Source organism: Shewanella sp. ANA-3, from assembly GCF_000203935.1.
Taxonomy (GTDB): Bacteria; Pseudomonadota; Gammaproteobacteria; order Enterobacterales; family Shewanellaceae; genus Shewanella.
This window is the reverse complement of sequence record NC_008577.1, coordinates 4,319,979-4,343,392: the sequence shown is the minus strand read 5'-3', so window position 1 is coordinate 4,343,392 and position 23,414 is coordinate 4,319,979. Positions and strand designations below refer to the sequence as shown.

At 49.0% G+C, this 23,414-nt stretch carries 21 protein-coding genes; 13 read left to right on the top strand and 8 right to left on the bottom strand.

Annotated features, from left to right (window positions below):
• Positions 1–35: 35 nt before the first annotated feature.
• Together SHEWANA3_RS18895 and metJ are read right to left on the bottom strand one after the other, a co-directional pair.
• Entirely contained in the window at positions 36–779 is a 744-nt protein-coding gene (locus SHEWANA3_RS18895; protein WP_011718394.1) for a sulfite exporter TauE/SafE family protein, read from the bottom strand.
• 107 nt (positions 780–886) lie between these two features.
• On the bottom strand, positions 887–1,201 hold the full coding sequence (metJ, locus tag SHEWANA3_RS18890) for a met regulon transcriptional regulator MetJ (protein ID WP_011718393.1): 315 nt from the start codon (positions 1,199–1,201) through the stop codon (positions 887–889).
• A gap of 222 nt (positions 1,202–1,423) precedes the next feature.
• Between metJ and metB the strand changes: the two genes are divergently transcribed.
• The 3 genes from metB to metF all read left to right on the top strand — a co-directional run bounded on the left by metB (position 1,424) and on the right by metF (position 6,188).
• Positions 1,424–2,587 (top strand): cystathionine gamma-synthase, encoded by a 1,164-nt coding sequence (metB, locus tag SHEWANA3_RS18885; protein WP_041413169.1) that lies wholly within the window; start codon positions 1,424–1,426, stop codon positions 2,585–2,587.
• An 11-nt stretch (positions 2,588–2,598) separates the two neighbouring features.
• The gene (locus SHEWANA3_RS18880; RefSeq protein WP_011718391.1) at positions 2,599–4,992 is read left to right on the top strand and encodes a bifunctional aspartate kinase/homoserine dehydrogenase II; all 2,394 of its coding nucleotides are present in this window, start codon (positions 2,599–2,601) and stop codon (positions 4,990–4,992) included.
• Between the two features lie 302 nt (positions 4,993–5,294).
• The gene (gene metF, locus SHEWANA3_RS18875) at positions 5,295–6,188 is read left to right on the top strand and encodes a methylenetetrahydrofolate reductase (RefSeq protein ID WP_011624168.1); all 894 of its coding nucleotides are present in this window, start codon (positions 5,295–5,297) and stop codon (positions 6,186–6,188) included.
• Between the two features lie 79 nt (positions 6,189–6,267).
• On the opposite strand, the gene SHEWANA3_RS18870 is transcribed toward metF, so the two are convergent.
• The gene (locus tag SHEWANA3_RS18870; RefSeq protein ID WP_011718390.1) at positions 6,268–8,172 is read right to left on the bottom strand and encodes a methyl-accepting chemotaxis protein; all 1,905 of its coding nucleotides are present in this window, start codon (positions 8,170–8,172) and stop codon (positions 6,268–6,270) included.
• Positions 8,173–8,391: 219 nt separating this feature from the next.
• On the opposite strand from SHEWANA3_RS18870, the gene slyA reads away from it, so the two are divergent.
• The 7 genes from slyA (at position 8,392) to SHEWANA3_RS18835 (ending at position 15,640) form a co-directional block, all read left to right on the top strand.
• Positions 8,392–8,865 (top strand): transcriptional regulator SlyA, encoded by a 474-nt coding sequence (slyA, locus tag SHEWANA3_RS18865; RefSeq protein WP_041413167.1) that lies wholly within the window; start codon positions 8,392–8,394, stop codon positions 8,863–8,865.
• 8 nt (positions 8,866–8,873) lie between these two features.
• Positions 8,874–9,932 (top strand): HlyD family secretion protein, encoded by a 1,059-nt coding sequence (locus tag SHEWANA3_RS18860; protein WP_011718388.1) that lies wholly within the window; start codon positions 8,874–8,876, stop codon positions 9,930–9,932.
• 16 nt (positions 9,933–9,948) lie between these two features.
• The gene (locus SHEWANA3_RS18855; protein ID WP_011624164.1) at positions 9,949–10,977 is read left to right on the top strand and encodes a DUF2955 domain-containing protein; all 1,029 of its coding nucleotides are present in this window, start codon (positions 9,949–9,951) and stop codon (positions 10,975–10,977) included.
• A 189-nt stretch (positions 10,978–11,166) separates the two neighbouring features.
• Positions 11,167–11,793 carry a c-type cytochrome gene (locus tag SHEWANA3_RS18850; protein WP_011718387.1) on the top strand — a complete coding sequence of 209 codons (627 nt, stop codon included), beginning with the start codon at positions 11,167–11,169 and terminating at the stop codon, positions 11,791–11,793.
• A gap of 10 nt (positions 11,794–11,803) precedes the next feature.
• On the top strand, positions 11,804–12,862 hold the full coding sequence (locus SHEWANA3_RS18845; RefSeq protein ID WP_011718386.1) for a c-type cytochrome: 1,059 nt from the start codon (positions 11,804–11,806) through the stop codon (positions 12,860–12,862).
• An 835-nt stretch (positions 12,863–13,697) separates the two neighbouring features.
• On the top strand, positions 13,698–14,072 hold the full coding sequence (locus tag SHEWANA3_RS18840; RefSeq protein WP_011718385.1) for a hypothetical protein: 375 nt from the start codon (positions 13,698–13,700) through the stop codon (positions 14,070–14,072).
• 1,208 nt (positions 14,073–15,280) lie between these two features.
• Complete coding sequence (locus tag SHEWANA3_RS18835) at positions 15,281–15,640, top strand: cysteine-rich CWC family protein (protein ID WP_011718384.1); 360 nt, start codon at positions 15,281–15,283, stop codon at positions 15,638–15,640.
• Between the two features lie 24 nt (positions 15,641–15,664).
• On the opposite strand, the gene SHEWANA3_RS18830 is transcribed toward SHEWANA3_RS18835, so the two are convergent.
• Both SHEWANA3_RS18830 and SHEWANA3_RS18825 read right to left on the bottom strand, forming a co-directional pair.
• Positions 15,665–16,780: an energy transducer TonB gene (locus tag SHEWANA3_RS18830; protein ID WP_011718383.1), complete on the bottom strand. Its 1,116-nt coding sequence runs from the start codon at positions 16,778–16,780 to the stop codon at positions 15,665–15,667.
• 158 nt (positions 16,781–16,938) lie between these two features.
• A complete protein-coding gene (locus SHEWANA3_RS18825; protein WP_011718382.1) occupies positions 16,939–17,754 on the bottom strand; it encodes a hydratase in 816 nt (271 codons plus the stop codon).
• 318 nt (positions 17,755–18,072) lie between these two features.
• On the opposite strand from SHEWANA3_RS18825, the gene SHEWANA3_RS18820 reads away from it, so the two are divergent.
• Together SHEWANA3_RS18820 and SHEWANA3_RS18815 are read left to right on the top strand one after the other, a co-directional pair.
• Entirely contained in the window at positions 18,073–19,062 is a 990-nt protein-coding gene (locus SHEWANA3_RS18820; protein ID WP_011718381.1) for a DMT family transporter, read from the top strand.
• 8 nt (positions 19,063–19,070) lie between these two features.
• Positions 19,071–19,691 (top strand): HAD-IA family hydrolase, encoded by a 621-nt coding sequence (locus SHEWANA3_RS18815; RefSeq protein ID WP_011718380.1) that lies wholly within the window; start codon positions 19,071–19,073, stop codon positions 19,689–19,691.
• Between the two features lie 16 nt (positions 19,692–19,707).
• On the opposite strand, the gene dkgB is transcribed toward SHEWANA3_RS18815, so the two are convergent.
• Entirely contained in the window at positions 19,708–20,550 is an 843-nt protein-coding gene (gene dkgB, locus SHEWANA3_RS18810) for a 2,5-didehydrogluconate reductase DkgB (RefSeq protein WP_011718379.1), read from the bottom strand.
• A gap of 132 nt (positions 20,551–20,682) precedes the next feature.
• Positions 20,683–21,564 carry a LysR family transcriptional regulator gene (locus SHEWANA3_RS18805; RefSeq protein WP_011718378.1) on the bottom strand — a complete coding sequence of 294 codons (882 nt, stop codon included), beginning with the start codon at positions 21,562–21,564 and terminating at the stop codon, positions 20,683–20,685.
• 182 nt (positions 21,565–21,746) lie between these two features.
• On the opposite strand from SHEWANA3_RS18805, the gene SHEWANA3_RS18800 reads away from it, so the two are divergent.
• Positions 21,747–22,943 carry an MFS transporter gene (locus SHEWANA3_RS18800; RefSeq protein WP_011718377.1) on the top strand — a complete coding sequence of 399 codons (1,197 nt, stop codon included), beginning with the start codon at positions 21,747–21,749 and terminating at the stop codon, positions 22,941–22,943.
• A gap of 65 nt (positions 22,944–23,008) precedes the next feature.
• On the opposite strand, the gene SHEWANA3_RS18795 is transcribed toward SHEWANA3_RS18800, so the two are convergent.
• Entirely contained in the window at positions 23,009–23,380 is a 372-nt protein-coding gene (locus SHEWANA3_RS18795; protein ID WP_011718376.1) for a hypothetical protein, read from the bottom strand.
• Between the last annotated feature and the right edge of the window lie 34 nt (positions 23,381–23,414).

The window sequence follows — 23,414 nt, the reverse complement described above, 5'->3', positions numbered from 1 at the left end:
AATTGGCAGCGATTGGAAGGGGATTATTGCGGTAATTATTGCGGCAATAGCTCAATCACAGATTTCACCGTAAGCACTAAGGCGCTGATAGCGCAGAGGGCTAAGGTTGCCATCTTGGTCTTATGCTTATCCACATTCCCCACCAGTTTACCCGCCACTAAATAGCCTAAAAAGACCGAGGGCAGTAGCATCAGGGATAACCATAAATGCTTGATTTCGAGCAGGCCCGTCACCCCAAGGATGACCATCGCTATGGTCGAGCTGAAGATAAAGAAGGCTGAGAGTGCGGCGCGAAATTTGGAGGCATCCTTACCCGCTAACAAAATCGCCATCGGCGGACCACCAATGGCGGCAATATTACCGAAGATCCCCGATACCACGCCCGCGCCAAATAGCGTCGCTTTATTCACTGGCAGGCTGAATTTATACAGGCTCAGCACCACGGCGACTGCCACAATGCCTGCAATCGCTAAACCAAGAATCGGCTGTGGCGCAAACAGCAACAGGCTGGCACCGATAAAACCTCCGGGCACGCGGCCAATCAGTGCATATTGCAAGCCGTTGAATTCTAAATGGCCGCGTTCACGCAGTAGGGTGAGTAGGGCGATGGAAAAGCCCATCACAATCACCGGGGCGGGCACTAATTCGGGGTCGACAATATACAGCAGCGGACTCGCCACTACGGCAAGACCAAAGCCAATCAGACTCTGGGTGAGGGCACCTAAAAACACAATCACAGACGCAATGGCGAGCGTTTGTGGATCTATCAAGGAGAACATAGGATTCCATCAAAACAAAATAGGGATCGTTACTCTAACCCATCAGGCAAGATGAGTATTAACGATCCCTAATAATTAGTTACGGCAGGATTATGGACGCTTGAGCGTTATTCCATATCTTCCCACTCGATCCCCATTTCGTCCATCAACCGTTTCGCTTCGGCGGGAATGCTGTCTGGGCTATCTTTCGACAGATCGGCATCATTAGGCAGAGGCTGGCCGGTGTAGGCATGCAAAAATGCTTCACACAAGAGTTCGCTATTGGTGGCGTGGCGCAGGTTGTTCACCTGACGACGGGTACGTTCATCCGTGAGGACTTTTAGCACTTTGAGCGGAATAGACACAGTAATTTTCTTTACTTGTTCATTCTTCTTGCCATGTTCAGCATAGGGGCTGATGTATTCCCCATTCCATTCAGTCATTGACTCACCTGTTATAACGCTAAATTCGGGGCAGATTTTAAACCCTTACAGATAACAGTCAAATTATTGCTACTATTTCTTAGTGATTGCAAACAGATTTCTTTATGTTTAGACGTCTAAACGTCTTAACGCCTATTGACGATGCCACTGGGCTTAGGTACATTTAGACGTCCAGACATCTCTTTGCGAACTTAGGAGTTCCCGATGACCGCAGGCAAATTAGTGACCGAACGTCAATTAGCCACATTAGCAGTGCGTCAGGGTATCGAAAGCGATACTCAGTATGGCGCTGTGGTGCCGCCAATTTACCTGTCGACGAATTACGCCTTCGATGGTCATAAAAATCCTCGCGAATTTGATTACAGCCGTTCCGGCAATCCTACCCGCAGCATCCTAGGTGATGCCCTAGCTAAGCTGGAAAAGGGCGCAACTGGTGTGGTGACTTGCACTGGTATGGCGGCCATTACCTTAGTGACTACGTTGCTTGGCCCTGATGACTTGCTGGTGGTGCCCCACGATTGCTACGGCGGTTCGTACCGTTTATTCACTAACTTGGCTAAAAAGGGCCAATTTAAACTGCTGGTGGTCGATCAAACCGACGCCCAAGCGCTTGAGCAAGCCATCGCCCAGCAACCTAAGATGGTGTGGATTGAAACCCCCTCTAACCCTCTGCTGCGAGTCGTCGATATCGAAGCTATCGCCAAGGCGAGCCACGCAGTGGGCGCTTTAGTGGTGGTGGATAACACTTTCCTTTCGCCCATTTTGCAGCAACCGCTGTTACTCGGTGCCGATATCGTTATCCACTCCACCACTAAGTACATCAATGGTCACAGCGATGTGGTGGGCGGCGCGGTGATCGCCAAAGATCCTCAACTCGGTGAGACCTTACATTGGTGGTCGAACACCTTAGGTTTAACTGGGTCTGCCTTCGACAGTTATCAAACCCTGCGCGGTCTGCGTACCTTGGCCGTGCGCATTCGCGAGCACCAAAGCAATGCCCAGCGTATTGTTGACGTTCTGACGAGCAGCCCTGTGGTGAGCAAAGTGTATTACCCAGGCCTTGCGGATCACCCCGGCCATGCCATTGCCGCCAAGCAGCAAAAAGGCTTTGGCGCTATGCTGAGTTTTGAGCTTAAGGGCGGCGAGGCCGAAGTGGTCGCCTTTTTAGATGCCTTAAGTTTATTCAGCGTGGCCGAGAGCTTAGGTGGCGTTGAGAGTCTTGTGGCCGTGCCCGCGACTATGACCCACAGGGCGATGGAGCCCCAAGCGCGTTTTGAAGCTGGTATTAAAGACACCCTATTACGTTTGTCGGTTGGTATTGAAGATGCCGACGACTTAGTTGCAGATATTCAAGCAGGATTGGCCGCCGTCGCGGCTTGTCAGTAGAGGAATTCGAGATGGCACGTTGTCACTTACATAAATTTGGTGGTTCCAGCTTAGCCGATGCCGATTGTTATCGCCGAGTCGCCCATATTCTGTTAACCCATGGTCATAGTGATGATCTGGTGGTGGTGTCTGCCGCGGGTAAAACCACGAACTTTTTATATAAATTATTGTCCCTGCGCGATAGCAACCAATTATGGCAGGAAGAGTTGCAAGTCCTTATCAGCTATCAGCAAGGCTTGATTGAGCAGCTGTTATCCAATGAGCAAGCGCGGGATCTGCGTGAGCGTTTAACTACGGATAAAGCCCAGTTAATCAGTCTATTATCTTTAGATTCCCGTAACGATTACCAAATTAGCCATGTAGTGAGCTTTGGTGAGCGTTGGTCGGCTCGCCTGATGGCAGCGCTGCTGCGTGAATCGGGTGTGGCCGCAAGTCATGTGGATGCCTGTTCGATTCTCGTGGCCGACGAGGCCGCCGTGCCGCAAATTCGTGTGCAAGAATCCCGTACCAAAGTGCAAACCTTACTGGCCGCGCATCCTAACGAGCGTTTAGTGATCACCGGTTTTATCTGCGCCAACGAGCGTGGCGATACCTTGCTATTGGGTCGCAATGGCTCTGACTTTAGCGCCAGCTTAATAGCTAGCCTTGCCGACATTGAACGCGTGACCATTTGGACCGACGTTGAAGGGGTATTTAACGCCGATCCGAATAAGATCAACGATGCGAAATTACTCAAGAGCATGTCCCTCGCCGAAGCCGACCGCTTGGCGCGTTTAGGCTCGCCCGTGTTGCATTCACGCACCTTGCAGCCGCTATTTAACACAGAGGTGAGCCTAGCCGTGCGTTCAAGCTACGCCTCCCATACCGACTTTACCCTGATAGCGCCGCACAGCTCCTCGGCGAGTGCGCCCGTGGTGACCAACCTGAATGCCGTGGTGTTATTTGGCTTTAAGATCGCGGGCGATGTGGCCAGCCTGCTCGAGCAATTAGTCGAGGCAGGGTTAACGCCGCTGGCCCATTGGTTATCGGCGCATCAACGACTCGAACTTGCCTACACCGCTGAAAACCAAAAACAAGTACAAAAGTTATTGGATGCACAGGCCGAAGCCCTCGGCATTAAAGATCTGCAAATTAATACCGAGCTTGGTTTAGTTGCGCTTGTGAGTGCCGATGCCGAGCATTATCGCCGCAGCTTTGCCCGTTTACTGAGCCGCGACGCTAAGCCTTTGTTCAGTGGTGACTTAAGTCTGGTGACCTTAGTGCCACAGTCGCAGGTTAATCTGCTGACGCAAAAAGTGCATCGCCGCTGCGCTGGTCCACGTAAACGCATTGGCGTATTGCTGCTGGGCGTTGGCAATATTGGTGAGGCGTGGGTGAAGCTGTTTAAGTCAGTTTCTCCCTCGCTGAATCAAGAACTTGAAGCACGTGTCGAACTCGTCGGTTTAGTGAGTTCCAGCAAAGCCCTGATCAAGTCTACGGCTGTGGATCTGGAAAACTGGCAGCAGGAATTCGATGCCGAGGCAACACCTTGGCAATATGAGCACTTATTCGAACAATTAGAACAACTTAACTGTGACGAACTGATTGCATTAGATATCAGTGCCAGCGCCAGTTTAACCCTGCAATACCCAGAGTTTTTCGAGCGCGGCATCCATATGGTCAGCGCGAACAAGCTTGCGGGTTCAGGCCCGCTGCCGTTCTACCGCGAGCTGAAGGAACAACTCGGTTATCGCCGTCTATTCTGGCGTTATAACGCTAGCTGTGGCGCGGGCTTACCTATTCAGCACGCCTTAAACGATTTGCGTAACAGTGGCGATAGCGTTGAAGCTGTCGGCGGGATTTTCTCTGGCACCCTGTGTTGGTTATTCGAGAAATACGATACCAGCAAACCTTTCTCGGAATTAGTGATTGAAGCGCGTGGTCTAGGGATTACCGAACCCGATCCCCGCGACGATCTTTCTGGCCGCGATATGCAACGTAAGCTGCTGATTTTAGCCCGTGAAATCGGTTTGGAAATCGAGCTTGAGGATATTGAGCTGCGCTCCTTAGTGCCAGCCCATTTAGCGGATATTCCACTGGAGCAATTCCTTGCCCGTATCGGTGAGTTGGATGATGAATTGCAGCAACAATACGGCGCGGCGGCGGAGCAAAACAAGGTACTGAGATATGTCGCCTCCTTGGACAATAGTGGCGCGACACTGAAAGCCGAGGTGGGATTACAGTGGATTGATGCGAATCATCCCTACGCCAACCTCACGCCCGGGGACAATGTGTTTGTGATCCGCTCTGCTTTCTACCAAGGTAATCCGCTGATTATCCGTGGGCCGGGTGCGGGTCGTGAGGTAACAGCCGCGGCGGTGCAATCGGATCTGACGCAGATCTGTCGCGATCTTCTGCAAGAATAGTGATAAATCCAGACACTTGAAGAACTTAAACCCCGTATCTTCAAGTTGATTTGGCCTATATTCATAGACTTAAAGGGCTCATTCGAGTCCTTTTTTGTTGGCTAAAATTAGGTCTAGGATCTAAGTGGCAAACAAGGGATAAGAAAATGCCGAAAAGGGGGATTTTTTGGCTTGACTTAACCGCCAGTTTCTCTAGTATATGGACATATAGACGTCCAAACGTCCATATGGATTAAATTACTGCATTTATAAGTCGTACCAGCGCGATGGAGCGTCGCACTCGGGCGGTTGAGGAAATACACATGGCTTTTCATCACGCACAACATTCACATTCGCTAAACCAAAGTTTGTCTGAACTTAATGGCGATATTAATGTTTCTTTTGAGTTTTTCCCGCCATCAACCCCCGAAATGGAACAGATCCTGTGGAACTCTATCCGCCGTTTAGAGCCGCTGAATCCTAAGTTTGTTTCAGTGACCTATGGTGCAAACTCGGGCGTGCGTGACCGCACCCACGGCGTGATTGAACGTATTCAAAAAGAAACCAATCTGGTTGCCGCGCCGCATTTAACCTTAGTGGATGCCAGCGATGAAGAGCTGTTAGATCTGGCGAAGCATTACTGGAAATCGGGGATCCGCGACATAGTGGCACTGCGTGGCGATTTGCCTGCGGGCAGCCCAAAACCGACTCGCTTTGCGGCGGATTTAGTGCGCCTGCTGCGCTCAGTGGCCGACTTTGATATTTCGGTCGCCGCTTACCCAGAAGTGCACCCAGATGCGGCTAACGCTCAAGCCGATTTGATTAACCTTAAGCGTAAAATCGATGCCGGTGCGAGCCGTGCTATTACCCAGTTTTTCTTCGATGTTGAGTCTTACTTACGCTTTCGCGACCGCTGCGTTGCGGCGGGAATTGATGTCGAAATCGTCCCCGGTATTTTACCCGTGACTAACTTCACTCAGCTAAAACGTTTCGCGGGCATGACCAATGTGAGCTTGCCGAGCTGGTTGCATAAGCAGTTCGATGGCTTAGAGAATGATGCGGGAACCCGTCAGCTGGTGGGCGCTAACGTGGCGATCGATATGGTCAAAGTGCTATCCCGTGAAGGTGTTAAAGATTTCCACTTCTACACCCTCAACCGCGCCGAACTGACCTATGCGATTTGCCATACCTTAGGGGTTCGCCCAAAGGCGGTATAACGCAGTCAACATCCATAAAAACGCCGCTACTGAGCGGCGTTTTGTTTTTGGCTAATTCCTAATTCCTAAATCCTAAATCCTAAATCTTAAATTGGGAGAGCAGAGTCGTTAAGCGCATTGAAAGCTGCGCCAGTTCATCTCCCGCCCGCGCGGTTTGCATAGCACTCTCGGTCGCGTTGGTCGCAATATCATTAATATTATTGACGTTTTTATTAATTTCCGCCGAAACGGCGCACTGCTCATTGGCGGCACTGGCGATTTGAATGTTCATTTGGCTGATGGTAGATACCGCTTGGGTAATGGCCTCGAGGGCAGAACCCGCCTCATGCACCAGTGATACACAGCTCTGTGTGGTGGCCGTGCTGGTATTCATGCTACTGACCGTGGCCTTGGCACTTTGTTGCAACGTTTCTATCATCTGCTGAATTTCTGTGGTGGAAGCCTGAGTACGGCTGGCGAGTGTGCGTACCTCATCTGCTACTACGGCAAAGCCACGGCCTTGTTCTCCGGCGCGGGCGGCCTCAATTGCGGCATTGAGGGCGAGTAAGTTGGTTTGATCGGCAATATTGCGGATAACGACTAATACCGAATCAATTTGCGTGGTATTGCGCTCTAGCTCGTTAATGGCATTGGCCGCCTGGGCAATCTCATCGGCAAGCAAGCTAATGGTCGATATGACTTTTTCGACTAATAGTTTGCCCTGCTCGGTAGACTCGCTGGCATGGGTTGCAGCATCGGCGGCGTCGGTGGCATTGTGGGCTACCTCTTGCACTGTTGCCGCCATTTCGTTCATCGCGGTGGCAACCTGTTCGGTTTCGAGGTGTTGCCGATTCGCCATTTGCTGGGTTTCATGGGTGATGGCGGACATTTCTTCGGCCGATGTCGCGAGCAAGCTGGTCGAGTCTGATACTTGGGCCACAGTGGCGTGGATTTTCTCTGCGAACCGGTTAAAGGCCTGGGCAAGTTGGGCCATTTCATCCTTGCTCTTCACTTCGATACGACGGGTTAAATCGCCTTCACCTTCAGCAATATCATTGAGTGCGTCAGTGGTTTCGGCAATTGGACGGGTAATACTCTTAGCGATAAACCACGCGATTGCGGTACCGATTAAGAGGGCTATGACCCCTATCATGATGAGTTTCAAACGAATATCGGACATTGCTTGCTCAGAATGGCTTCTGTCCAGCGCAATATCTAATACCCCGAAGGTTTTGCCCGAATAGTCCTTTATTCCATGGCGGTAGAGCGCAAAGCTCTTGCCATTTAAATCTATGGTGCGGATAACTTCGTCGCCTTGCATAACACTTTCAAGTTCACTGGCGGCGCTGGTGTCTGTGGTAAACGTGCCACCGAAGGGGACAAAGCCGCCATCTTTTGGAAGCAGGAGACTAATCTCGGCCTGATAAGCATTTTTAAAGTGGTCGAAGAAGGTTTGACCAAAGGACATGCCAAATTCCACCGAGCCAGTGTGCTGCCCTTGGTAATTCATCGGCACTAGCCCGCGGATCCCTAAGCCTTCCACTCCATATTCTAAGCCGCTAAGCGGTTGTTTTTGCGTGTTAGTTTCGACAATGGTTTTACGGATCGCTGTGAGGTCGTCGCCAAATTTCTCAGGGCGGTGTAGGCGTAAAAACGACGTGGCAGGCGGGGTGTGGAACTGGAACTGCTGCACGGCAAAATCTTGTTTCAGGCGGGTAAATAGCGGCAATGTGCGTTGCAGTAATTCATCATGGTCGCGTGCGGCAAAGCTGCTTTGGATCTCGGGGGTTAAGGAGATTAATGTCGCCATCGCCTGCGCCCTTTGTCCCGATGAGGCGATATTGGCGACTGCGGTTTCGTACAGTTTGTGCAGTTCTCGCTGCTCGGACTCGCGAATTTGGCGACTGAATTCCGATAGCACCAGCGGCATGATAAAGCTCATCACCGCAAATAGTAGTAGGCTGATCCCTAACACTATCCTAGTGCTAATGTTTAAATTCTTCACAGTTAACCTCCAAATATCCGTATGCCTGCCTAATTATCTTTTTGAATATTATAGAGATACTGCTTTTTAGATTTGGGAGCGGCTTAGCCTTTTTCAGTTGTTTTCCGTTTTTTTGTAGATTTCGTGGCAGCGTGCACAGATCTTTTTTTCGTGACGAATATTTACTTAGCCTGCTAACTAAGTATAATGCTTAGCAGGCTAAGTAAATGAGTAAGCATGATGCAGAAAGAATTAGAGCGATTAAAGGAGTTATCCCTGGCGGAACATTTGGGCCGTTTGCACCGACTATGGCGCACCGTGGCGGATGTGGAATTAGCGCCACTCGGGTTAACTCATCCTCGCTGGACAGCATTGTGGAAGTTATTGCGTCTGGGCGACAAGGTGAGCCAGAAGGTGTTGGCGGATGCGCTAGAAATTGAGTTGGCTTCTTTGATGCGCACCTTAGGGCAGCTTGAGGAGCAAGGTTTAGTCGAGCGTCACTGCTGCACTAAAGATAAGCGCGCCAGAATCGTGTCGTTAACGCCCGCGGGAAAGGATGTATTAAAGCAAGTAGAAGCACGGATTATTCAAGTGCGCGCTGAGTTGTTGGCAGGGATCAGCGCCAGCGAGCTTGGTGAGTTTGAACGCATCATTAGCCTAATCAGTGATAACGCCTTAGCCAAGTTGGCTAAGAGCACAGAAATTCTTGAGTGAGAAATAAGATGACACCGGATCAACAATTTGCCCGCCTCGTAAAAATCGCCATGTTCGGTTTTGTGGCTGTGTTTGGCTATTTTATGTTTGCCGACGCTATGATGCCCTTGACCCCACAGGCCATGGCAACCCGTGTGGTGACTAAGGTGACTCCGCAGATCAGCGGTAAGATTCAAACCATTAATGTGAAGAATAACCAAGTGGTCGCCAAGGGCGATTTACTGTTTCAAGTCGACCCCGCCCCCTTTGAGTTAGCCGTGTCTCAGGCCAAGTTGGCCCTAGAGCAAGTGCGTCAGGACAATGCCGAGTTAGATGCTTCGTTGCTAGCCGCCAAGGCGGAAGTGAATGCCAGTACCACTACGGCTCAACTTAAGCGCCGTGAAGCTAAACGTTTAGATGCGCTGTATGCCACCCATGGTGTGTCGCAGCAGCAACGGGATCAGGCCGATAGCGATGCGGATGCTGCCGAGGCGAATCTGTTAGCCGCTAATGCTCGCCTCGATAAACTCAAAGTGAGCCGTGGCCTCTATGGCGAAGAAAACCTCAGAGTGCGCCAAGCGAAAAATGCCTTAGAGCAAGCCGAGCTGAACCTGTCTTACACCCAGATTCGTGCCGACCAAGATGGGGTGGTGACCAACCTGCAACTCGAAGTGGGTAGTTTTGCCGCTGTGGGCCAGCCGCTACTCGCCTTAGTCTCTGATAAATTAGATATTATTGCCGACTTTCGTGAAAAGACTTTACGTGGCGTTAACGCATCTTACCCTGCATTAATCGCCTTCGATGGTGAGCCTGGCCGTTTATATCGCGCCCAAGTGAGCAGTGTGGATGCCGGTGTGAGTGCGGGGCAGTTTGATGCTAATGGCCGTTTAGCAGCGCCGCAGGAGTCGGATCGTTGGGTGCGTGATGCGCAGCGCTTAAGACTGCATTTAGTATTAGACGACAATGCGATGAATAACCTGCCAGCAGGTGCGCGTGCCACAGTGCAATTGCTGCCTGACAATACGCTGTTTAGCCTGCTAGCCAAGGTGCAGATTAAGGTCATTAGCCTGCTCCATTACATCTATTAATCTCAAGGCCATTCGCATGTTGTTACGCCACAACCCTTTAACCACCAATGACTTACGCCAGTGTTTGCGCATTGCCACTGGCGGCACCATTGGCTTTACCCTGTGTAAGCTCTTTGGGTGGAGTAATGGGGTGTTTTTTACGGTAACCCCAATGTTATTGCTGGGACTCGTCCCTGTGATGAGTGGCCATGCGATGCGGCAGTTACTGGCCTCATCGGCCATGGCGGGACTTGAAGTCGGTCTGCTCGGAGGTTTCTTCGGTAGCCACCCCGGATTGATGACGCCGATTGTCTTTTTACTGTTTTTATATCGTTTTGCGGCTATGTCCCGCGGTAGTCTGTTTCTGTTTGGTGCCAATGGTGTGCTGAGTTTGAGCATTATGCTGCACTTTGCCAGCTATCCGGGCACAGATCTCAATGACTTAATCTTCAGTAATTTCTGGGCGACGGGATTGTCCGTGGTTATCGCCTATCTGATGACGGCACTCTGGCCGGATGTCGAGCCTCGTCCTGCCTACAAACCCGGTCCTAAGGCGCCGCACCGTATGCGCCACGAGGCTTTACTCGGTGCCAGTATTGCCACGCTCTCTTTCTTAGTGTTTCAGATTTTCGATTTGCGTGACTCTATGTCGGCACAGGCGACCACGCTGTTACTCCTGTTCCCTATGCATTGGAACGGGGCGCTGGATTATGCCCGCAAACGCGCGCTGGGCACTCTGCTTGGGGTGTCGTTTGGGGTAATGGTGCAACTCTTCCTCTACGACTGGTCAGGATTGCTGATCCTGATTGTGCCGCTGCTGTGGATTGGGCTTATGTTGTTTGCCCAGGCCCATGTGAAAGAGGCGAGTGGCTCAGGCGTGGGGTTTGGTGCCATGACCACCCTAGGGATTTTGTTTGGCCAATACTTAACCCCTGGCAACGACCTGATTTTTAGTGCGCTGTACCGGGTGAGCAGTATTTTTGTGGCGATTGTGGCGACGTTATTCCTCTGTTACTTGCTTCATAAGTTATTGAATAGCTTTGAAGCGACTCGATTTGGTTATTAACAACTTAATATTAGATTTTTTTAATGCTTGTTCAGTGGAGATTCGAGGAGTAAGGTACAAACTCGTTTAGTGTGGGCTAAACGTGTGAACGCAAAACTCAAATTATCTCTTTTTAACGACCTAGGTTTAGGACTTGGCTATGCACTTGAGCCGTTTAAGTTCTACTCAAGGTATGTTCAAGGATAGAAAATGAATATTAAAATTAGAACATTAGCCAAAGGCATCGCGCTGATCTACGGCTGTGCCTTGACCTCTGTAGCCATAGCGAATCCAACTCCAGTCCCGCCAGCAGGACAAATCTGTGTGACCTGCCACGGCGCCGAAGGCGAGGGCATAGAACCCCTAGGTCCCCGTCTCGCTGGACTTTCGAAAGAATATATCAGCACCCAATTACAACATTTTCAGGCGGGTGTACGCCAAAACGCGACCATGATGCCGATGGCGATGACATTGCAAGGTGATGGCATCGACCAAGTGGCCAGTTACTTCTCCGCCAAATCACCTAAGACTGAGGTCAAGCCGGTGATCCGTGGTGAGCAGGTGACCTTTAGTGACGATACCGCGCGCTTAGCCTATCAAGGCGATTGGTCTCGCGGTTTACCGGCCTGCGTGACTTGCCATGGACCCTCGGGTTTAGGTGGCGGCCTGTTCCCTCGTTTAGCGGGTCAACAGGCTAGCTATATCAAGACGCAACTCTTGGCGTGGCAAGCTGGCACTCGTAAGGGAGATGTGGACGGCATGATGGCCAATGTGGCTAACAAGCTGACCGCCGCCGAGGTGGATGCCTTAGCAAACTACTTTGCGAATTTGAAATAAGGAGCCGGCCATGAAATCTTCTGCCATCTTACTATTGGCCGCAATGGGCGTGCTAACAGCTCAAGTGCAGGCTGCGAATGAGTTACCCGACAAACAAGCGCCATTGCCCTCAGTCCCTAAAAACCCTGATCAAACCTATCTTACGCCTAGACCCTTAAGTGCGATTCCCGAAGGGGCCTTCGGCGATAAAGTACGCTTGGGTTTTCAGTTATTTGTGAATACCCAGCAGTTAAGAGATAAGTATGTGGGTAACGAGCTTAACTGTGCCAACTGCCATATGGATGCGGGCCGTAAGGCGAATGCGTCACCGCTTTGGGGCGCCTATTTTGCGTATCCCGCGTATCGTAAAAAAGACGATAAAGTAAATACCTTTCAAGAAAGGGTACAAGGCTGTTTTAACTATTCGATGAATGGTAAAGCCCCCGCAGCGGGCAGCCCCGAACTGGTCGCGCTATCTGCCTATGCCTACTGGTTAGGGATGAGTGGCCTAATGGATGCGGCTAACCTTGATGGTACAGTGCCAGAACTTAGCGATGCCGAATTGGTAAAAGGCGCCAAACGTGAGGATTTCCCACTGCCAGACACACTAGCCAAAGCCATGACTGTGGAGCAACGCGCAAATCTGCCTGGCCGTGGTTATCCTGAGATCCCAAAACCTGAGCTCGCGTTCTCACCCGAGCGCGGCAAAGCCGTGTATATCGCCCACTGCCAAGCGTGCCATGGCGCCGATGGTCAAGGCCAATCGATTGCCGGTGTTTACTCTCTGCCACCACTGTGGGGGCCAATGAGCTACAACTGGGGCGCTGGTATGCACAGGGTCAATACAGCCGCATTCTTCATTTATGAAAACATGCCTTTCGCTAAGAGTATTCAGCTGACTCACCAACAGGCTTGGGACGTTGCGGCTTACATTAACTCCCATGAACGGCCACAGGACCCCCGCAATAAGGGCGATGTGAAACAAGCGCAGGAGAAATACCATAATGACAATGACTACTACGGTGTCGAAGTCGATGGCAAAGTGCTTGGCACCGCTTCTTATCCGGTGTTTCCGAAAAGTCATAGTTGAGTCACTTTGATTGACTGTTCGCACGGTGAAATAAAGCGAGTGAATTAGTTAGACAGAAAGCCAGCAAGCATTTAGCTTTGCTGGCTTTTTTATTGGGTAAAATGTGTTGGGGGATTTTACTTAAAGCTATTTAATATCAGAGCATTAGCCCCTATTGATTTAGCTTGTGAGCATCGGGTTAGTCTCAGCAGGCATGTCTCAGCATATAGGCTTGTTATGGCATTCGCTCACCGACTCGCAGCCAGTCCATCCGTGGATGCTCGACCGCCCCGTCCTTGGGGCGGACGGTCGTCTCGCTAATCACCATAACTCGCCTTTCGGGCATCAGTGTGGTCTGTTGATTTCAAAACCGATCATGAATACATGAAACGTATCGAGGGAGTCGAACCCTCTCTACGTTTTCTAAGAAGCTGATTTGCGCTGGTTTTTGGTCAAAGGAAACAAACTCTTGTTACACCTTACTGTATTTTTTTAGTCAGGGGAAATCTCGAGCGTTCTAACCTCAAGCACTGTTAGACATACAGGTATCATGGGTAATTCAGATACGCCTTCAAAGCGAGCCTATAAAGGTATCGGTTTTTGCTTGGGTTTTTATGCAATCAAATGAATTTATTGCTCTTTCATTTTGCCTAATACTATTTACCATGTGAAAACGCTACTCGGTAAATAAGCTCTCGATTTTTCTGGATGAAAAATGTTGATAGCCCACTGGTACTAATGCTAACTTATTGTCATTATTAAATTATTTTTTCATTTATCCCCATGTCCAACTCTATTCGGGTTGGGTTTTATTAGAAGAGCAGGTAATACACTGTATTAACTCAAGGACAGTTCGGTGAAATATAAGAACTTCAAGCCACTGGTTCACAATTTTACCCACTCGTTTGTGGGAGGCTGTAACTATCTTGATGGAAAATTTATATTTGAAGACCTTTTCGAGTTAGCTGAACAACGAAGAGGTCGAAAGGTGGTTGTGCAATGGCTACCTTTCTCAGAACAGCAAGATCCTGAACTCTCAGAACGAGTTAAAAGTTCGATAGGTTTTTACTTAGCTTGGTTACCTAAAATGGCATCAAGTTTGGGTGTAGAATTGGAAAAACTCACAGATTACCGAACTGAAGTGTATGTGACACTTCTCCGAGACATTTGTGTTAAAGCTATTGCGCACGATGATCGTGGGAAAGAATATTCATACATCGTCAGCAATTGAGTTATAAGTTGCTTAAGCTGGACAAATTTAAGCGCGGCTTCGCCGGAAATTTGCCCCTTAACAAAGCGTTGGTATGCCTAGTTGACCATGGAAGATTTAAGAATAATAAACGAGTTTGCTAATAGAGAAAGAAAGGTGACCATAGCTGTGTTGGTTGCCTTTGTTATCTTCGGTGGGGTTATCGCAATCAATTACTTTGCTGATATTTATATTAATCCAGCGATTCCATTTTTCGTTGGATTGGCTATTTGCATTACGGGATTCTACAAATGGTATAGGTGTCCTAAGTGCAATTCCGTACCAAGAGCATTAGGGCGAGCAGGAGTCCAAATATCGCCACATTATTGTGGGGAATGTGGAGCTAAATTACGGTGAAAGCATTCCGCTAAATAAATACTTCATCTATTCAAGCTTCGGATTAACAACAAATTGCATCCAGCATGTATGAATCTGTGAATCCATTTTTCATAATGCAGGAATGCTGCTTACTAAGCTAAATGAATACACCAAATATGATTTTAGTTAGACACCACTTGATGAATACAGCTAATTAAGGCAAATAAATACCTAGGTGTTTATTTGCACGCTGAATCGATATGTGTGCCTTGATGATGGAATGATTATTCCAACGTTAATGAAAAAAACATTATTATTTCTGAGTTATAACTCTCCTTGTGAAAGCTCGGACTGACACAACTCTTTTCTGATATACAGCCAACACAGAAGTTACAGGAGTTCACCATCCCCTCGGAGTTGCCGCAGGGCGAATAGACAAATTGCGTGAGTCTCGCCATGGATGGCGAGCTAGCTTTCGCAGGTGCAAGGACGCATCCTTCGGAAGCGATAGCAAATTTGACTATGAGCACAAGGGGTTTTCAACTCCGTTGGGGCGTCTTGGAGCATCCAAGGAGGATAGGACGAGCAGTCCTCCATGGTCGGGTGTGGGGTGAAGAGCCACGACTTTGACTTATCTCGGCCGTAAGGCCGCAATGATTCATATACTTACAGCGATAACTTTGCCAATTCAAACGCTAAATAAACCAGCATTATTATCGGGTGTGGGGTGAAGACCCACGACTTTTCAACTAAAGCATTCAAACGTAGTTTGGAAAGCTTTAAAGTCTAACCTTGGTGTAAATCAACTCAGCCTGAGTTGCAAAAAACCATTATTATCTCTGCGTTATCACTCCGATGCCATAAGGATTACCGTGCCCAAGCTCTTACCCGAACCTCAGTTCGATGCCGCGCAGCTTTGCCCTTTATGCCAAGGGGCGAATCAGTGTGCTATGACTCTTGGTGCAGATATCAGTGGCTGTTGGTGCACTAAGCAGACGTTTCCGAAGTTGACTCAATTACTATCTGACGATTTGGCAGCGAGTTTATCGATAGGCGAGGAAGCGGGGCTGAGTGCCGATAAGTTAGCGCAACTATTAACGCAACCTGCGACGGCTTGTATTTGTGAGACTTGTTTAAGCCGGATAAAGCGAGTGCTAACTGCTTCAGTTACTTCAGAAGATAAAAACAGCCCATCGGGATTAGGCGATGGGCTGGGATATGAGGTCGAGTAACCTATTATAGGTGACCGAAACCGATTAAGACTTATCGGTGAAATAGTCTATACGCACAGTCGTTTGTGCTGGCACGGGCTTGCCATGTTCAAACTTAGGGGCATAGCGCCATTCTTCGATCATTTTCAGTGTGGATTTTTCAAATAGCACACCGCCTTTGGATTCGAGCACTTCAGGATTTTTTACAAATCCCATCTCATCAACAGTGAAGTTAAGGGTCACATAGCCGCTTTTACGTTGCATGAGGTAGGACTTAGGGTATTTGGGTGTCGTACGAAACAGCGGTTGTTGCTCCTGAGTGTCGGCCCATGGGCGCATCTTGCCGATGGCGATACAGTGGGCGGTGGACTCTTCGCGTTTTCCTTGGCGTTCATAAAGTTCGACTAAATAAGCGTGGGCACTTAAGGCGTAGGGATGGCTAAACTTAAGGGCTTCAAACTGCTTAACCACTTCTAACAGTAATGGAATCGCCTTGTCATCATGCTTTTCAGCATATTCAACTGCACCCACTACATAGGTAGCTTTGACTCTGTCTAGGGCATTTTCGGGAAGGATCTCTTTGTAAGTTTCATAGGCCTCGAAGGCATAGTCCCTTACCTGAGCCGTGTACAATCCTGTATTGGTGAGGCGATCAAAGGTTGCTATCTTTACATCGGCCAACAGCTTTTTATTTGCTGTTTTTTCAGCAATTTCAATAGCATTTTCAAAAAGCTCTTTCGCCACAGTCAGTTTAGGTGAGGTTTCCGCTGCGCCGAGTAGCGGGTCGATAAGCTCAGCTGCATGCTCGCCGTAATGCTTTTTATAATTGCTTAATGCGAGTTGATATAACTCATAGGCCTTGGCCGTTTTCGCCGCATTATCTCCCTCAAAGAGATTCGGCATAGCCACCTTTTTTAGCGCGCCAGCCCAGTTCATGGCGAGGTTCGCTAAATCGACACTATCCTTGGCATATTGAGCCTCACCTAGTTCGAAGGCTCTTTTGGCGCTGGCTTCTATTTGGGCGTTATCACCTTGTTTGAGTGCGGTTTGGTAGTCACTGTAGGCTTGGGAAAAAGTGTTTTCCGAGGCATTTAAGGGTAACGAAGTACTTAAGGCTAAGGCAAATAGACTTGCTAAAGGCAATATTTTTCCGTCTAACATCTTGTATATCCTTATATTTAGTTCCATCGGATAGTACAAATGTTTCACTCTTGATACAAGCTTGTTTTCGCTCTGTTGGTCACTCTGGGGATTTTAGAAGGTAAGCCTTTGCCTACCTTCTTACTTTGCTGGCTAGCTTGGCACTCTTTAGGCTGTACTTATTTAGCCACGAACTGCAAAGCAAACTGGCCTAAGTCGCCGTAGTGGAGTTGGCAGTGCTGATTGAGTGGCAAATCTAATACCCCCGCATAGGAGCCTGTGATCACATATTGTCCTCGGGTTAAGCCAATCCCTTGGGTAGATAAGAAGTTGACCAACCAATAAAGCCCAGCTTTAGGGAAACCATTTGGATGAACAGCGGCTTTTTGTAGAGTTTCACTTGCTTGCTGTCCGCTTGCGGCGATTTCAACGCTTAGGGCGAAATGACCTGTTTCTATCTCGGCTGGTGTAAGCAGTTCAGGCCCTAACCATAGGCCTTGATTGACTAAGCCATCGGCGAGGGCGTCGAAGTGATTGGCTTCGCTTGGGTTTTGATAACGACTTTTGATTAGTTCCAAGGCGAGGCGCGTTTTACCGAGGGCGGCGTCAATTTCGGCTCCTGAATAAGGCGTGGATCGTGGTGGTAAATCGCTGCCAATTTCAAAGGCGAGCTCGGGTTCGACACGGGCAAGCCCTTTGCTCGAAGGATAAAGCGGACACTCGGCGGTTTCGATATACACATCATGTTGATAGATAGGTGCTACCACGGTTTTTTCTGCGGTTGGCAGTAAGCACTTCCACCCTGCAATTGGGTTGCCTTGGGCGCTAAACAGCTGCGCAATGGCCTGCTGGATGGCAAAGGCGTGGGGGAAATCTTTCGGTCTTAGCGCTTCTTGTAACAGGGCGTCCGCTTCACCCTTGGCGCGTCGCTGGGCGAGTTCTTGTGCTGCTGCGTTAATGGACTCAAGCTGTGTTTTAGCGTCTGTCTGTGACATGTTTAATCCTAACTAACGTATTTAAAAGGCTTATACAGAGTGGTTGATGCCGCAAAAACTGAGCGCATAAGGCATAACTCGACTCTGCAAATCCAATCTGAGCTAAAAGAGAAATTGCGCTCAATATACCTTTTTGTGCTGCTAAAGGCTTGATAAAACTTATCTTGAAATGCTCTACATTTATCGCTGGGCAAGATTGATTTAGTGTCAGCTTAACTATCCAATCCGGCGGATAAGTTAATCGCTTTTTAGGCTAGATCTTAGCGCGCTGCGGTGCCAGAATGGCGTTCCTTTCTGCGGTACTACTGGGACTTTTCCGTGAATCAAAGCCACTCTGGATCCTTGGCAACTAACCATGCTCAATTGGGATTGTTGTTTATTTCTGTCGCCGTGCTGTTTTGGGGCATGTTACCCATAGCGCTTAAGCTGTCGGGGAGTTTTATCGATCCTGTGACTTTGACTTGGTTCCGTTTTTTAGTGGCGCTCCTCGTCAGTATTTTGGTGCAGTGGAGTGCGGGGAGTTTGAAACAGTTTGCAGCGCTCGATGCCAAGGTTTGGCTCAGGCTTATCCTCGCCGGACTGTTTTTAATGCTCAACTATGTTTCATTCGTGTATTCCCTCGACTATCTAGCCCCCGGGGCCGCGCAGCTTAATTTTCAAACCTCGCCATTCTTTCTCGCCTTTGGCGGCGTATTGTTTTTTAAAGAACGCCTGAACGCGGTGCAGCTCAGTTGTTTTGCCAGCTTAGCTTTAGGGATGTTGATGTTTTTCCATCCCTATTTAGATTTTTCCGCCACCGATAACCATGAGATCTGGCTTGGGGTGATGATAGTGCAGTTTTCGGCATTATCATGGACCACCTATGCATTACTTCAAAAGTCACTGTTGAACCGTTTATCCCCCGCTAACGTACTCTTAGTCATCTACGCCTTAGGGATCTTTGCGATGGCGCCCTTTAGCGACTTTAGCCAATTTGCACAAATGGATAGCTTTGACTGGCAAGTGGCGCTGTTTTGCGCCGCCAATACCTTGATTGCCTACGGCTGCTTCGGACAATCGATGAAGTACTGGCCGACGGCGCAGGTGAGCGCCATGCTGGCGTTAACGCCAGTATTTAGCTTTAGCGCCACGGCGTTAGTGGTGAGTATCGGTTGGTGGCCAGATGTATTTAAGGCCGATAAATTAGATGCGCTATCGCTATTCGGCATAGGTGTGATTATTGTGTCAGTGATGGTAGTGCAGTTACTGCCCATGTATCGCCAGCGCCGCGCACGACGTTTGCAACCCGCTTCACAGACCACTGAATAGGTACCCGAGTGATCACACGCCTGACTGATATTGAATTAGAACAGATCCGCGGGGTTATCTTTGACCTCGACGGTACGCTTGCCCATTCAAACCCCGATTTTAAAGGCTTAAGGGCGGCATTAGGTATTGGATCGGGTACCGATATTCTCGAGCATATACATAGTCTTGAGACCACAATTGCCAAGATGCAGGCGCTGGAGATTGTCCATGACTATGAGCTTGAAAGTTCGCGTCAGGCGAGCTGGATTGAAGGGGCGCAGGCGCTGATTGCGTTTTTAAAGATGCGGCAACTGCCGCTGGCGATTTTGACCCGCAATATGCCCGAGGCGGCCAAAATCACCATCGAAAAACTCGGTATCGATATCCCTTTAGTGTTGACCCGTTACGATGCCGAGCCAAAACCTCACCCGCAGGGTATCCACTTGATTTGCGAGCAATGGCAGTTGAATCCAGCGGATATCTTGTATGTGGGGGATTATCTATTTGATCTGCAAACCGCACAAAACGCGGGGAGCCGCTGCGCCCTCTATTGCCCAGAAGAGGTGCCGGACTATGCCCAAGCGGCGGATTTGCTTATCGCCAATTATCAGAGCTTTATCGACGCTTGGGCATTAGAAGCTAAAGGCTAACTCAAGCGCGCTCGAGCTAATCCCAATGTGGGGCAAAGTCAGGATTGGCAACTCTATGATTGCGATCCAGTTGATTGATTTGCTCGATTTCTGCTGGCGTTAAGTTAATGCTTGCAGCCGCTAAGTTGCTGCGAACATTGTCTCTTTTGGTTGAGGAGGGAATGGTGGCAAAACCTAATTGTCGCAACCAAGCCAACACAATTTGTGCGGGAGTGGCTTGATGCACTGATGCTAAGTTGACTATGGTTTCATCCTGCAAGACTGCGCCATAGGCAAATGGCATATACCCAGTTACTAATACATTGTGTTGTCTGCAAAAATCCGTCACTTTGCGATTGATGAGATAGGGATGCACTTCTACTTGATTGGTATAAATAACGCCTTCGCCTAAGATGGCAATCGCTTGCGCGAGTTGTGCATTGGTAAAGTTTGATACGCCAATGCGACGAGTCAGGCCTTTATCTAATACTGCTTTTAGCTCTGAGAGATACTCGACCATACTCGGCTCATCGCTGTTCAACGGCCAATGAATGAGTAACAAATCAAGATACTTGGTTTGTAGCGCCGTTAGGCTGTCGATAACGCTAGTCTCAAAGCGTTCCTTGGTCAGGTTTTCAGTCCACACTTTGGTTGTGATAAACAGTTCTTCACGTGGGATCCCTGAGGTGTTAATCGCATCCCCGACCGCTTGTTCATTGCCATAAATCTGCGCCGTATCGATATGGCGTGAACCTTCTTCGAGTGCCATCAACACGGCATCGAAAGCGGCGTTATCTTTAAGTCTGAAGGTTCCTGTGCCTAGCATCGGCATCGCTGTCAGAGGCGCTTGGTTAGATGTTGTCGCATTGGTTTGAGTCATATTCTTCCCCTTATTCTGTGGATGGGGCAACTGTCGCCGATCGTGCTTTGTCGATAAAGAGGCTAAAGCACAAATGATTTTTGCTATTATTGCAACAATCTATGGCACTTAACGCCCTAATCACTTGCAAATTTATAGGGTTAGCCGAGGTTGAATAAAATCGATAAAGGCGGAGATCCGCCGAGCTACGGTTGAGGCCTTGTAATAAACGGCATTGACTTGCTCCCGCTCTATGTTTGCGACTCGCTCGTTTTCCAGCAAAGGCAATAAACGCCCGCTAGCAATATCATCGCTGACCATAAATCCAGATAGGCAGGCTATACCGTTACCCGCGAGGGCTAATTGACGTACGGTTTCGCCATTGCTTGCCCGCATTGTGGGAACAATGGTTTCCAGTCCTTTGAGTGGCCATTGATTCAAGACCTTAGCGCCCGTAAAACCGATAAGGCTATGGTGGTTTAGCTCACTGACGCTTTTAGGTAAACCGCGTTTGGCGAGGTATTCCTTAGAGGCGACAATATGCAGTTTACTCTTACCTAAGGGTCTAGCGTGCAGGGTTGAATCGGTGAGTTTTCCGATACGAATCGCCACATCGGTGCGCTTCTCAATCAAGTCGACAAAGCCTTCGTTCGAGGTGAGTTCTAGCTCTATCTCGGGGTAAAGCTGTTTAAACTCATGCACTAGGGGGACAATCTGATGAAGAACAAAAGGGCTGGCTGCATCGACTCTAAGCTTACCCTTAGGTTGCTCCCCGCGGCTCATAAGTTCTTCTTCCGCTAACTGTATGGTTTGCAGCCCAAGCCTAACTGCATCGACAAACAGGCGTCCCTCATTGGTTAATTCGACTCGTCGAGTGGTGCGGTTGAGCAGGGTAACTTGTAGTTGACTCTCAAGTTTAGTCACGGCTCTTGAAACCCTCGCGACTTGAATATCGAGCGCTTCGGCCGCCGCGGAAAATCCGCCACTATCGACCACTGTGAGCAGTATCTGTAAGTCATCTGAGCGAGTCAGCATGTCAGTCTCCAACAAGGTAATTAATTACGTTTATAGCAAAAATCATTTGCAAAAATTACTCTTTTTGACAATAAACTTTATCGTCAAGATAGCGCCATCTGAAGTTAAGCGAGCTGCTTTAACTTCAGCTCTATTAGCCCTTATCGAGCTTGTCGCTCGTTTAATACAGGATGGACGCCATCATGCCTTTAGCTTTACTCGCATTGACGCTAAGCGCCTTTGCTATTGGAACAACAGAGTTTGTCATCGTGGGATTAATTCCCACTATGGCGCAGGATTTACAGGTTTCTCTCCCCTCGGCGGGATTATTAGTAAGCCTCTATGCCCTTGGGGTAGCCGTCGGCGCCCCAGTCTTAACTGCCTTAACGGGGCATTGGAATCGTAAGCATGTGTTGTTAGCGGTAATGACACTATTCGTTTCGGGGAATGTGCTCGCATGGCAAGCCCCGAGCTATGAAACTTTGATTGCGGCGAGAGTGATTACAGGCTTAGCCCATGGGGTGTTTTTTTCGATTGGCTCAACCATTGCCACAGGACTGGTACCAAAGGAAAAAGCGGCCAGCGCCATTGCGATTATGTTTACAGGACTGACCGTCGCACTGGTAACTGGTGTGCCCCTAGGGACTTATATCGGCCAGAGTTTTGGTTGGCAATCAACCTTTTTAGCCGTTGCTTTGCTCGGCCTTATCGCACTGATAGGCAGTGCATTCTTAGTGCCGAACAACCTTAAGCAGACCCGTGCAGCCAGTTTACTGACCCAAGCGAAAGTGCTGACCGAGCCAAGGCTGCTGTTGGTATTTGCCATTACAGCAATTGGGTATGGCGGTACTTTTGTTGCCTTTACTTTTCTCGCACCGATTTTACAGCAGATCAGTGGTTTCGATGCGAGTGCGATAGGGGCGATCATGTTGGTGTATGGTGTCTCGGTCGCTATAGGCAACATCTGGGGCGGTAAGATGGCCGATAATATGGGGCCAATCAAAGCGCTAACTTATATTTTTACTGGGTTAGCCGCTGTGCTGTTTATCTTCCACTTTACGGCGTTAAACCCTATTACCGCAGTGTTAACCATACTCGTTTGGGGCGCTTTTGCCTTTGGCAATGTCCCTGGATTACAGGTCTATGTTGTCAAACTGGCTGAAACCTATGCACCAACCGCAGTAGATGTGGCCTCGGGACTTAATATAGCCGCCTTCAACATAGGGATTGCCTTAGGTGCCTGGGGAGGTGGACTCATTGTCGAGCAGATGGGATTAATGCAAACCCCATTGATTGGTTCGCTAGTGGTGATTGCGGCGCTGCTATTAACTCGCCTGAGTGGTTATTTGGATACTCGGACTGAGCCTGTTGATACGTCAGTCGATGGTGTTAAGCAATAGTTTATCGTTGCAATATGGGCTTGCTGGCCACAGTGCTTGCAAGCCCATTACAGTATCTAGTGAATCTAATGCCCAGCTGTATTCGTAGTTAAGGCATCTTGTTTATCTTGTTTAAGTCCAAGGCGAATACTGTCGAGCAATGCCACTAACCAGCAGAGCAAAAAGCCATAGAGCAGTTCATTGGCATTGGCCATGGTGGTTTGGGTTTGTTGAGTGATTTCGGCGGATATCACGCCGACATCTAGGGGTAAGGTGCCATTTTGGAGCTCTAAGGCGATCACTTGTGCTACTTGATAGATTTGCATAAGCAACAGCATAAGGCTGATGACAGCTAAGCCGAAAAACACCAGCGCCGAACGTTTATGTTTAAGGTAAAAGTGGCCGCTGCCGGGGGCGACAAAGGCGGATAACAGGCCAGCGGTAAGGGCTTTTTTCATCGAAATACACTAATTGCGTTGCTAAAGACTAAGC